At 57.3% G+C, this 11,892-nt stretch carries 13 protein-coding genes; 7 read left to right on the top strand and 6 right to left on the bottom strand.

Translation table 11 applies throughout. The features are described from left to right. From AACZ86_RS15585 to AACZ86_RS15565, 5 genes are all read left to right on the top strand, one after another. Positions 1 to 987: AMP-binding protein (locus AACZ86_RS15585; RefSeq protein ID WP_339694260.1), on the top strand; the 987-nt coding region annotated here is incomplete at its 5' end. 86 nt (positions 988 to 1,073) lie between these two features. Further along, positions 1,074 to 1,520 (top strand): hypothetical protein, encoded by a 447-nt coding sequence (locus AACZ86_RS15580; RefSeq protein WP_339694258.1) that lies wholly within the window; start codon positions 1,074 to 1,076, stop codon positions 1,518 to 1,520. A 356-nt stretch (positions 1,521 to 1,876) separates the two neighbouring features. Then, positions 1,877 to 2,584: an extensin family protein gene (locus AACZ86_RS15575; RefSeq protein ID WP_339694255.1), complete on the top strand. Its 708-nt coding sequence runs from the start codon at positions 1,877 to 1,879 to the stop codon at positions 2,582 to 2,584. 154 nt (positions 2,585 to 2,738) lie between these two features. Continuing rightward, positions 2,739 to 2,996, top strand: a complete 258-nt coding sequence (locus AACZ86_RS15570) for a DUF2171 domain-containing protein (protein ID WP_339694252.1) — start codon at positions 2,739 to 2,741, stop codon at positions 2,994 to 2,996. 181 nt (positions 2,997 to 3,177) lie between these two features. After that, a complete protein-coding gene (locus tag AACZ86_RS15565; protein ID WP_339694249.1) occupies positions 3,178 to 3,789 on the top strand; it encodes a hypothetical protein in 612 nt (203 codons plus the stop codon). A 265-nt stretch (positions 3,790 to 4,054) separates the two neighbouring features. On the opposite strand, the gene AACZ86_RS15560 is transcribed toward AACZ86_RS15565, so the two are convergent. Further along, on the bottom strand, positions 4,055 to 4,465 hold the full coding sequence (locus tag AACZ86_RS15560) for a hypothetical protein (protein WP_339694246.1): 411 nt from the start codon (positions 4,463 to 4,465) through the stop codon (positions 4,055 to 4,057). A gap of 84 nt (positions 4,466 to 4,549) precedes the next feature. Then, positions 4,550 to 5,272, bottom strand: coding sequence for a hydroxyacylglutathione hydrolase (gene gloB / locus AACZ86_RS15555; RefSeq protein ID WP_339694243.1), 723 nt, complete (start codon positions 5,270 to 5,272; stop codon positions 4,550 to 4,552). Positions 5,273 to 5,448: 176 nt separating this feature from the next. On the opposite strand from gloB, the gene AACZ86_RS15550 reads away from it, so the two are divergent. Beyond that, positions 5,449 to 7,107, top strand: a complete 1,659-nt coding sequence (locus AACZ86_RS15550) for a diguanylate cyclase (protein WP_339694240.1) — start codon at positions 5,449 to 5,451, stop codon at positions 7,105 to 7,107. A gap of 13 nt (positions 7,108 to 7,120) precedes the next feature. Here AACZ86_RS15550 and AACZ86_RS15545 read toward each other — a convergent pair whose 3' ends face one another. After that, positions 7,121 to 7,540, bottom strand: coding sequence for a VOC family protein (locus tag AACZ86_RS15545; RefSeq protein WP_339694263.1), 420 nt, complete (start codon positions 7,538 to 7,540; stop codon positions 7,121 to 7,123). Between the two features lie 133 nt (positions 7,541 to 7,673). Here AACZ86_RS15545 and AACZ86_RS15540 point away from each other — a divergent pair, with 133 nt between their 5' ends. Further along, complete coding sequence (locus AACZ86_RS15540) at positions 7,674 to 8,393, top strand: SIMPL domain-containing protein (RefSeq protein ID WP_339694238.1); 720 nt, start codon at positions 7,674 to 7,676, stop codon at positions 8,391 to 8,393. Between the two features lie 55 nt (positions 8,394 to 8,448). On the opposite strand, the gene AACZ86_RS15535 is transcribed toward AACZ86_RS15540, so the two are convergent. The 3 genes from AACZ86_RS15535 to AACZ86_RS15525 all read right to left on the bottom strand — a co-directional run bounded on the left by AACZ86_RS15535 (position 8,449) and on the right by AACZ86_RS15525 (position 11,826). Beyond that, entirely contained in the window at positions 8,449 to 9,897 is a 1,449-nt protein-coding gene (locus AACZ86_RS15535; RefSeq protein WP_339694235.1) for a heme peroxidase family protein, read from the bottom strand. Between the two features lie 308 nt (positions 9,898 to 10,205). After that, the gene (locus AACZ86_RS15530) at positions 10,206 to 11,036 is read right to left on the bottom strand and encodes a tetratricopeptide repeat protein (protein WP_339694232.1); all 831 of its coding nucleotides are present in this window, start codon (positions 11,034 to 11,036) and stop codon (positions 10,206 to 10,208) included. A 43-nt stretch (positions 11,037 to 11,079) separates the two neighbouring features. Then, positions 11,080 to 11,826 (bottom strand): alpha/beta hydrolase, encoded by a 747-nt coding sequence (locus AACZ86_RS15525; RefSeq protein ID WP_339694229.1) that lies wholly within the window; start codon positions 11,824 to 11,826, stop codon positions 11,080 to 11,082. Between the last annotated feature and the right edge of the window lie 66 nt (positions 11,827 to 11,892).

The raw sequence follows: 11,892 nt of genomic DNA, 5'->3' as shown, positions 1-11,892 counted from the left end.
CGCCCGACGATCATGGTCGTCGTCCCGCGCCTGTTCGAAGTGCTGCGCGCGCGGCTGATCAAGACGGTCGAGAAACAGGGCAAGATGCCCAATTATCTGCTCGGCAAGGCGCTCGCCATCGGCAATCGCGAAGCCGAAGGCAAAGGCCGCAAGCGCGACAAGTTGATGGACCTGTTCCTCGACAAGACCCTGCGCCCCAAGGTGCAGCAGCGCTTTGGCGGGCGGATCAAGGCAATGGTCTCCGGCGGCGCCCCGCTCAACCCGGAAATCGGCACGTTCTTCCAGTCGCTCGGCCTGACTTTGCTGCAAGGCTATGGCCAGACCGAATCCGGCCCGATCATCGCCTGCAACCGCCCGCGCACCGGCCTGAAGATGGATACGGTCGGTCCGCCGATGGTCGATACCGAGGTGAAGATTGCCGCTGACGGCGAAATCCTGGTCCGCGGCGAGCTGGTCATGCACGGATACTGGCGCAACCAGGAAGAGACCGACAAGGTGCTCAAGGACGGCTGGCTCCACACCGGCGATATCGGCCATATCGACGAGGCCGGACGGGTCGCGATCACCGACCGCAAGAAAGACCTGATCGTCAACGACAAGGGCGACAATATCGCCCCGCAAAAGGTCGAGGGCATGCTCACCATCCAGCCGGAAATCCTGCAGGCGATGATCAGCGGCGACAAGAAACCCTATATGGTCGGCCTGATCGTCCCCGACCCCGAATGGGCGCTCGAATGGTCGCGCGAGCAGGGCATGGCCTATGATTTCATCAAGCTGCAAGCCAACCCGGCGTTCAAGTCGGCGGTGCGCGAAGCGGTAGACCGGGTCAACAAGGACCTCTCCGTCATCGAAAAAGTCCGCCGCTTCGAGTTCGCCGACGAGCCGTTCGCGATCGAGAACGAGGAACTGACCCCGAGCATGAAGATCCGGCGGCATGTGATAAGAGAGCGCTATCAGGAGCGGATGGACGGGTTGTATAAGAAGTAGTGGGGCTCCGACGATCGGAAAAACAAAATATCTGCCGCAGTTCAGCAATCGGCTCAACTTTGAAACAAAGCAAAGGACCGTTGGAATTGACCAACCCAAGCATCGCGACAGACGAGGAGATTCTTGGTGAACATCTGCCGTACGAGCTTTGGATGCTTCGACAGACATATGAAAAATTGGGGTCACAGCCAGCCAATAAGGTGCTGCGCAATGCGCTAATCGAGTCTTTCTGCATCCATGCGCGACTGCTACTCGAATTCTTCGAAAACAAGCAAGGCAAGCACGCCAAAGACTTTACTGGCGGAAGCTATCAGGCAACCCATTTAGGAAACTTCACAAGAGCTGAGAGGGACAAGCTTAATACTCAAATTGCGCACATGACGGGCCAACGCACAGTCGATTCATCCAAGAAGATAGGCCATGCTCTGAGGGTGAAATTAATCACCGCTTTGGAACGAGAAGCAATCGAATTCAAAAATCAGCTTTCCGCAGAGTTCACGGAAATATTCAAATGGCCTGCTGCGGATGATTAGAAAGTTTACGGGACTCACCAATCCCCCTCTCCCTCAAGGGAGAGGGTTGCGCAGACTTGGCAGCTTGCTGCCTAGACGGAGCTGGGTGAGGGTTTACCGGACCGCAGTGGCCCAGCAACTCACCAGCGGAACACCCTCATCCAACTGCGCCTAGCCGCCTGCGCCAAAGCTTCGGCGGCAAGGCTTCGTATCCTTCTCCCTCACGGGAGAAGGGGAATAATCGCTTTGCGGCTTCGTGTCTTCGTGTGAGTCCTATGGGCGCACAGTCCCGGGAAGCAGCGCAAGACGGGAACTTTTCCCGCTCGCGACGGTTAAACAGGAAATCCCCAAACACCCGCGCGCCCTGAACAGGATCTTTGACCATCTCCTTCCGGATCATCTTTCTTATCATCCTTCTGGCGCTGGCTCTGCGCGGTTACGAATGGATCAGGCATGATTACCGGATGCCGTGGACGCCGCTGTCGCTGGCCGCGCCGATCGGGCCGTTTACCACCCGCAAAATCGATGCGCTCGCCGACGATACGCCCTATTGCCATGCGCTGCTCGAAGAAGCCGCGATAAGCTATTCGCCCCTGCCGCCAGTCGTTGCCGGTCCGCAATGCGGCTATGACAATGGCGTCACGCTCACCCGCGGCCAGCCGCAGGCCATCGCCTTCAGCCCCGCCGCCAAGACCAGCTGCCCGATGGCGGTCAGTCTGGTGCTCTGGGAAAATCAGATCGTGGGCGCCGCGGCCCGCGAGCATCTCGGCACCACGGTCAAGCAGATCACCACCTATGGCAGTTACAGCTGCCGGCGGATCGGCGGCGGGCAGACGGGCAATTATAGCGAACATGCCACGGCCAATGCGATCGACATCGCCGCCTTCCGCCTCGCCGACGGGCGCACGGTCTCGGTCGCCGGCCAGTGGGACGCGGATGACGCGCGGTCGCGGTTTCTGAAAGAGGTACGAGACGGTGCCTGCACCCTGTTCGCGACGACCCTGTCACCGGACTATAACAAGGCGCATGCGGATCACCTGCATTTCGACCAGGCGAGCCGCGGTGGCTCGCAATATTGCCGGTAATATTACGTATCCCGCGCCCGCAAGCGAGGAGCTAGAGCGATATCGGGATCGGGCCCGATGTTCCGTCAATGATGATCGCTCCTCCGATTGTCTTGGAACAGGATCGCTCCCCGCACGTAGGTTTCACAACAGGCAAACAGAAAAGGAAATCCCCATGGTAGATAAGAGTCAGATCAAGGAACATATGGAAGTCATCGGCGCGGACGGCGTGCACGTTGGCATTGTTGACCATCTTGACGATAGCGGCGAGCGTATCAAGCTGACCAAGCAAGACAGCCCGCAGACCCAGAGCGGTAAAGGCGCTTCCCATCACTATCTGCCCGTCGGCCTGATCGCCGAGTTCGAAGGCGACAAGATCCGCCTCTCGGCAACCGGCGAAAATGCGGTGAATATGTTTGAAGAAGATAAATAGGCCGACAGCTCATATTCCTCACAAGCCCCGACCTCGCTTGGCGCGGTCGGGGCTTTTCTATATGTGCTCCCGTCCTTCATCACTGCTCCCCTGCCCGCAACACTAGGTAGCTATACGGATTGGTTCTCTCCCAAAATCTGACGATTGAAGACGGTCAGTCAGTGAACAGGGGAAGGTGCCGGTGAACAGCAAGGCAAGTGCAATCGTCGATCGCATCCGCGAACTTGAAGCGGAACTCGAAATCCAGGTTGCCGAGGAACGCCGCTTGATGGGCGAACGGCTCGGCAAAGGCCGCGCACAGCTTGATCGGGACATAGAAAAAATGCACCGGTCGCTGCGCATCGGTGTGCTGCGCTATATATCGGAAGCGCAGATTTCGGTGATCCTGACGGCGCCGTTCATCTATGCCCTGCTGCTGCCCTTCGCCTTTCTCGACCTGTCGGTATCCATCTATCAGTCGATCTGCTTCCGCGCCTACGGGATCGAGCGCGTCCGGCGGCGCGATTATATCGTCTATGACCGCGGGAAATTATCCTATCTGAACGCGATCGAGAAGATCAACTGCACCTATTGCAGCTATGCCAATGGCGTCATCGCCTATGTCCGCGAGGTCTCCGCCCGTACCGAGCAATATTGGTGCCCGATCAAACATGCGCTGAAAGTCCGCGGCCAGCACAAGCGCCAGCGTCTGTTCGAGGAATATGGCGATGGCACAGAATATCAGCAGCGTCTGCTGAAGCATCGCGATGCATTGCAACCGGGGAAGGAGCCGGGCGCGCGGGATCTCGAGTAAAAAAACGCTGTCCTACACGGAGGCTGGTCGCATATCGTCGCAACCGAACCTGCCACGGGTGCGGGACGGGCTCTTTGACAATCGGACAAGAGGCACCAGCTGCTGTCCGCATGGTTTTGCTGACCGGCATTTGTCAGGGCACAAAACCAAAGTTTACACTAGGCGCCCGGTCGACAAGCCGGAAAGGCTGGAATTTTGCGCCTTTCCGGCAAAGTTTACGGAAAATAAATCCGCGGTTTTCTGTCCAGTTTGCAGCGGGATGCGCTCAGTCAGCATCCTTTGTATAAGGCACAAAATCGCCAAAGGCGCAGCTGCCCATGGTCATGCCGCTGGCATTGTCGACCAGCTGGATGATTTCGCCGCGGCATAGCGAGGACGTCGACCGGCGATAGACCAGGATATTGCGATCCGCGCGGTGGCAGCCGCCATAGGGTTTGTTGACGTAGATCGTCCGGGCATTGCGGCTCGACGAGAAGAGCAAGATGTCGTCGCTGATCACCGTCATATTGCGCTGGTCATTGCCGCTGATGCAGCTTTTTGGCTCGCCCGCAGTCCGCCCTTCGAGGCGTTTGTCGAGCATCTTCTGCTGTTTTTCGGTGAGCTGGGGTTTCTCTTCGCTCATCGCGGGTGCCGCCAGCAGCATCGCCGCCGGAATTGTCAAAAGCAATTTTCTCATAGCCTGTCTCCTGTTCCCAGCCCTGTTGGCCACCTTATATAACATGAAAGCGGCTGAACCGGCGATGAAACAGTCAGGCGGGCCTCAGAAATTGTCTTTTGCGGTACGCCTTGCCCCGAGCTCCGCCGCAGAAGCGGCCCGCATGAACGGGTTGGTGGCGCGTTCCTGGCTGATCGTGGTCGGCACGGTCGCCTCGCCCCTCGCCCGCAGGGTCAGCACCTCGGCCATGCGTTCCTTCAGCGCCAGATTATCCGGTTCGGCGACCAGCGCATATTCGCCGTTGCTCTGGGTATATTCATGGGCGCAATAGATTTTCGTGGCGTCCGGCAGCGCCTCCAGCTTGCGCATATTGTCGTACATCTGCTCCGCCGTGCCCTCGAACAGCCGCCCGCAGCCCATTGCGAAGAGCGTATCGCCGACGAACGCGACTTTTTCCGAAGGGATGTGAAAGGCAATATGGCCGGCGGTATGGGCCGGCACGTCGATCACCTCCGCAACCACATCGCCCAGCCGGATCATGTCGCCTTCCCGGACCATCGTGTCGAGCGTCGGGATGCGTTCCTTCTCGGCTTCCGGGCCGGTGATATGGCAGCCGGTCGCATCCTTGATCGCGGCATTGCCGCCGGTATGATCGGGGTGCCAGTGGGTGTTCCAGATCTGGGTGATGTTCCAGCCGCGCTTCTCCGCCTCGGCCAGAACCGGTTCGGCGACCGCCGGATCGACGACCATCGTCTCCATCGATTCCGGTTCATGGACCAGCCAGACGTAATTATCTGACAATACGGCTATTCTGATGATCTCAAGCATGGCCGGCAAATTACTCTGCAAATTCCATGCTGTCGATGGTTAACCTCAAAATAACAATTTGATCCTATCCCGCATGCTTCTGCTGCAGAGCTTGAAGAGAGGGGATTCCGTTGCGCTTTATCGTCGCATTTCTGGTATATTTTTGCCTCTCCGCGCCTGCGCTTGCCGAAGTCCCGATGGCAGACAGATTATGCACATTGAGCAGCGGGAACAATATTTCCGTGTCGGCAATGTTGAAGAGCGGAAAACCTTTTGACTGTTCCGAGAATAAATATGCCGTTGATGGTCCCCGGGTCTGGGTAAAAATTCCCTTTCTCGCCGAGACTTTGCCGCCCGGTACGGTAGAAGTCCAGAGCGAGAGCAACGGACTTAGCACGTTACAGGTCCATGCCGTTCTCGATGACGGCGCTATCTTGACCTCCTATTTTTCCAGACAAGCGGTGATCGACAACTGGCGGCCAAAAGGGCGGTTCGGGTTAGCCATTCCCGGCACCGAATATCCCGAAGTCCGCAGCCGCATAAAGCAGGTCTATGTGACGATTGACAACCCGCGGGTAGTCAGTTCGATATCGCTGATTGAGTTGGCATCCCGGAAAAAGTGGGATGATCTGATGCTGCCGCTCTCGATCATGTTTGCGGTGCTTTGCGGCATGGCGATCATGCCGCTGATCTACAATCTGTTCTTCTACAGAGCGCTGCATTACAGTTTCATGCTGTGGCACAGTCTGATGATCGGCGCGACCGTCGCCTATACATTCAGTTCTTCCGGCCTGATCTTCATCATCTTTCCCGAGACCAGCCTGACAACAAAAATGCTGATCAATTACTGGGCTCTCGCGATCGCGTTTGCGGCCAGTGGTTTCTTTCTGGTCAGCTTTGTCGAACGGGGGAAAATCGCTCCCTGGCTGCGATCCGTCGTGCTCGTGACGGCCCTGTTGCCAATATTTGTGACGGCATTCGCCATGCAGATCGACGAGGGCTATAGAATGGCCGGACGCACTTATTATCACGGTTCATTTTTGCCGGCGTTTCTCATTGTACTTTATACAATGGGGCACGCACTGCGCCGCGGCAGCAAGGCGATCTGGTTCCAGATCGCCGGCTGGGTTCCGATCATTATTTTCGGGCTGGACCGGGTGGCGCGCGGCATGGACCTCTATATCGGCTGGACTATACTCGACTATGGTCTTTATTTCACGCTGGTGCTGGAAACGATCATCCTCGCGATCGGCGTCGCCAACCGGATTCTTCGGCTGCGCCAGCAGCATGAGAGCACCTTGCGCAAACAGGTCGAACTGACCCTGCTCGCGGACACGGACGGCTTGACGACAATGAACAATCGCCGCGCGTTCGAGCGGGAGTTCGGGCGCAACCTGCACGAGCATCGCTACAGCCACCTTGCGATTATCGACATTGATTTCTTCAAGCAGGTCAATGACCTCTACGGCCATGAAGTCGGGGACGAAGTATTGCGGGTCGTCGGCAAAGAGCTCGATGCAACCCGCCATTTCGCGGCCCGGATCGGCGGTGAGGAATTCACGCTGCTGCTCGAGCCCGACGGCCGGGACAATCGCAAGAAATTCCCCGCCAATGCGCTCACCGCTATATGTGAAGCCCTGATCAAGGCCGTGCACGAACGTGTGCCGGAAATCCAGGAGCCGGTCACATTTTCCGTCGGCGTTGCTTCTATCGGCAAGCGCGCTACCCTGCGCAACGTGATGGCAACCGCCGACCGGCGTCTTTATGATGCAAAAAACAACGGCCGGAACCAGATTGTATGGATCGATATATCCAAGATCAGCCCGCCCACACCGACCGGCAAGGCTTCGATCTAGCGGCAGTCAGGGCTTACCACTCGCCAATATTCTCCATACTCGCCCAAGGCTCCTGAACCGGCAGCCGGTCACCCTTTTGCAGCAGCTCGACCGAGATATTATCCGGCGATCGCACAAAAGCCATATGGCCATCGCGGGGCGGACGGTTGATGGTTACGCCGGCATCCATCAATGTCTGGCACAGGGCGTAAATATCGTCGACGGCATAAGCGAGATGGCCGAAATTGCGGCCACCGTCATATTGTTCGGCCGGACTGCCGTCTTCCGCCGGCCAGTTATAGGTCAGCTCGACTTCGGCAATATCCTTCTGACCCGGACCAGCCAGAAAAATCAGGGTGAACCGGCCTTGCTCGCTATCAAAACGCCGGACCTCTTCCAGCCCCAATAGCCCGAAAAAGGCGACCGTTGCTTCCGGATCGCTGACCCTGAGCATGGTGTGCAGATATTTTATGGCCAAAGCTATTCTCCATTCATCGCTATTCAGAAACGGTTCATCGCAGATATCGCAATTCCGAACCGGGTCGTTTGAACCAGCCTAAGCGGCTTTTGAACTGAGGGAAAGAGTGATGAGCGAGAAATTTATCGAGAGCAAGAACAAGGTCTGGCTAGCCAGCGCGGGCCTGCTGACCATTGGTCTGATCATCGGCGGCTATTTGCTGGGAAACGGCCTGCTGCGTGCCAAAATGGCGGATCGCAGCGTTACCGTACGCGGCCTTGCCGAGCGTGACGTCACCGCCGATCTCGCGACATGGACCATCGCCTACAGCGCCCAGTCCACCGACCTGCAAAGCGCCCAGACCGATATCGACCGCGACACCACTGCGATCACCAGCTTTTTCAAGGAACTCGGCTTCAAGGCGGATGCGCTCAAACCGACCGGTGCCAACGTCAACCAATATAGCAACAACGGCATCCCCCAATATACCATCCGTCAGCGGCTCAGTCTGCGCACCGATGATATCGACAAGGCCCAGGCCGCTGTCGCCCGGCAGTTCGATCTGGTCCGGCGCGGAGTCGTGCTCGAGGACGGTTCCGGTATGAGCTATACCTTTACCAAGCTCGACGAGATCAAACCCGAAATGGTTGCCGAAGCCACCAAGGACGCCCGCAAATCCGCCGAACAATTTGCCCAGGACAGCGGCACCGATGTCGGCGGGATCAAGTCCGCTACCCAGGGCTATTTCAGCATCGACAGCCGCGACGGCGACGCCGGCGGCTATGGCGTGACCGACACACCGTACAAGAAAGTGCGCGTGGTCACGACGGTCAATTTCTATCTGGATTAGCAACGGGATGCGAACCGATCCGGCACCTGACCGCGATCGGCTCGCATCGTCACTTTTAGAAAGTCAGCAGCGACAGCAGGTCTTTGACTGTGCCGAGCGGATATTCTTCGTTGGTCGGCGACCATTGCCGGTTTGATCCTAGATAGGAGCCATTATCAAGCTCGAGCAATCCGATAATGGTCTCCGCCACGATCCGTCCGCCGACCGGCCCCAGTCCTTCGCCCTGGGCAAAGGTGCCGGACGACACTTCCTGACCGATCGCGCTGGCTTCCGCCAATACATACAGCCACAACGGAGTTCCCGCTTCCAGACTTGCAGGAGGGTTCGCTGCCGACGCCAGCGCTTTCGCCACGCTGGAGACCTGATCAATTTCACTATCCGGGCGTTCGCAGGCTTCCGCGATATTTTCACCCGAGGGCAGACGAAAAGCCTGGCCACGCAGGAAATTACGCGTCGCTAGCGATTTTTCCCCATTGGTTACAAACGGTAGATTCAGAAGATCTTTCGCCATTTTGACATCAAGCTTGTCGGCCCGGTCAACGGTCGGATCAGACAGATCAAGCACTTGCGGCCAATGCACCACGGCATCCGCATCATTCAAGGCACCAAAACCTTCGCCTAGTGTGGGCCCGAAAACTTCCAGCGCCGGTTTGCCAGCCTGAATCTGGATACGCTGCGGAATCATCGAATGGCCGAAGCGATAGGCCGCGACGGAAAATTCGACGGGGATGTAAGGATCGGCACCATAATGTTCGCCGAAATGGCAATCTTCCGGCCGATAAATGAACCGGCCATTGCCAAAAATATCATCCAGCAGCGGTTGCCCGACCAGAGCGCGCAGATAGTCGTTCACGACCACCCATTGGTAATGCCAGGTAACCACCCGCCGCGCCTCTTCAAAAAGATGGCCCGCATCAACACCGGCTGCATCAAGATGATCGAGAACCTTGTTGTGGAAACGGATCATGCCCAATTGCAACTGAGAGATTATCCGGTTTTCATCGTTGCGCGGATCACCGATGATCGCCCGATAGTGCGGCGAACGCAGCAGATCGTCTGTTTGGAAGGCGGTTGCGCCAGGCATATCGGCACCGGTGAGCAGCTTCGCTCCGTTGAACTTGGGTTGATCGTGGAAATACATGAACGGCGAGCCTTCCGGCCCGTCACCGTAGATACAATCCAGGTCCAGCGTAGGCGTCCGGAAATTGGTTGTCGCTTCCGGTCGGTCCAGTCTTGCAAAGCTGCTGGTTAGATCCAGCGTGATATCATGATCGACAAACTGGCCGAAAAAGATATGCGCTACCGGAATATTGCTGGTTTTCTGCGCAGCTCCGGTAGACTTCATCGGACCATTTTTGGCCCCGATAGCCGCCAGTACATTAGGGTCGACATAAAGCGGGGGAAGATCACCGAACATTCGTCCAAAGCGGTCACTTCTGTTGGTACCGCTAGTGCAAAGGGCCGTTAGCCCCTTGAACTCTTTCATTCCATGATGAGTTGCCATTGATTTCGCTCCATTTACTTTAAATGATGACCTACCATTGTTGGTCTAGGTCCTGGAGCGACCCGGCAGAATACTACCCTATGGCCCCGATTCCCGTCAATCGGCGACTAGGGCTTTTGGCCTATGGCCCTGGAGTGAAAGGCCTATTTCTCGAGTATCCGCGTCTTTTCAGCGTGATTTTGTCTAGTCTGAAGGCCGCACCTTCCATGCCGTATTGCAACCGTTTTGCGAGTCAAAAAACCCCGCGGCAAGGATCTGGAGATCTTCAAAACCGCCGCCGCCCGGTGACCGTCAATCAGTCGAGAAAATCATTCCTCTGCGCCCGTAACCAGCTGCTCGAGATAACGGGTCGCGGCCTTCGCCGAGGGACTGTCCGGATCATATTTGACCGCCTGCTCCCAGTTGATCCTGGCGTTCGCCACATCTCCGGCTTCATAGGCGATATTTCCTGCCTCTAGCGCGATTGCCGGATCGGTTGTCACCAGTTTGGCGGCAGCAGCAATATCCGACTTGGCCTGCACAAGATCGCCCATCCGCCGCGCCAACGTCGCCGACAGCAGCCAGCCGAGCGGATCTTCGGGTACGAGTTGGTGGACCATGACAAATTGCTGCTTCGCCTGATCATATTGATTCAGCGCAACGAAGGCGCGCGCCATATCCAGATGCACTTCGCCTTTCAGCAATCCATCAAGATCTTTTTGCTCCAGCGCAGCAGCCAAATATTTCAAGGCAAGCTGATGATCGCCGGCCGCCAGCGCCGCGTTACCGGCCTGTGACCAGAAATTGGCAGCGCGCTCGTCGCCCGCGGCCTGCGCATTTTCTGCTGCCTGAACAAATTCGATGATCGCCTTTGGCCAGTTTTCCTGTTCGGCATAAGCGAAACCGAGGCAATTGCGCGCCAGATAGCCGCCCCCCTCGATTTGCCATTTATTCGCTGCGAACAAACCATTGGCCGGATCGTCCGTCACCTGGTCGAGGCATTGGTCAAAGCGGATATCGCTCGCTGTTCTCGCTTTAACCGGGGGTGCATTGACCGGTCCCTCGCGCTTGACCTCCGATGGCCGCAGAACAGGTTCGATCGGCGAACCATAAGGCGTGGCCGATTGCATCAAAAGGGGCAGGAATAGCGACGAGATCATGGATGATATGTCCGTTATTGGTTTCGGTTAAGGAGTCCGGCACTCATCCCAGTCGTGACAATATATCGATCAGCAAGCCAATATCCTGATCCCGGGACAGTCGGTGATCGCCATCCTTTACCAGATGGACCTGCACATCATCTGAACGGATTTTCTTGGCGATCTCGAGACTATAGGCCCAGGGCACATCACTGTCTTTCTGCCCGTGAAGCAGACGCACCGCACCGTCGAAGGCAATTTCCTTGTGAAGCAGACGGGCACCGTCACTGGACTGCCAGAATGTCCGCGTGGTGACATAGGGTTCCTCGGAATATTCGCTTTCTTCCTCCAGCTTGCCCTCGCGGAGGATGGTCATTTTCTGGTCCTGGGTGAAGCCCCAGTCGGTAAAGTCCGGCGCAGCCGCGATGCCGACCAGATTCTTCACCCGCATCGGCCGCGACAATGCAACCAGCAACATCAGCCAGCCGCCCATCGACGAACCGATCAGGGTGATCGAACCCGAGGTCACCTTGTCGATCAGAAACAGCACATCGTCGCGCCAGTCGATCAGGCTCTGGTCCTCGAATTGCCCGCCGCTCGCACCGCAACCGGCATAGTCCAACCGCAGCATCGCCCTGCCCTGCTGCTTTGCCCAGGCATCGACGGCCAGCGCCTTGCCACCTTCCATGTCCGACATATAGCCCGGCAGGAAAACCAGGGTAGTGCCGTTCACGCCCGGCCTGGGCGGGGTGTAGCAATAAGCGAGCGTTGCACCGCCGGGACGGTCGAGATTCAAGATGTCGTCTTCCATAGATTATTCCGTCTTCCTGTCCCCGCGAAGGCGGCGATCCATCTCCTGCCATATAGTCGGAAAATG

It is taken from the genome of uncultured Parasphingorhabdus sp., assembly GCF_963975735.1.
Classification (GTDB): domain Bacteria; phylum Pseudomonadota; class Alphaproteobacteria; order Sphingomonadales; family Sphingomonadaceae; genus Parasphingorhabdus.
This window is presented reverse-complemented; position numbering and strand designations above follow the sequence as displayed.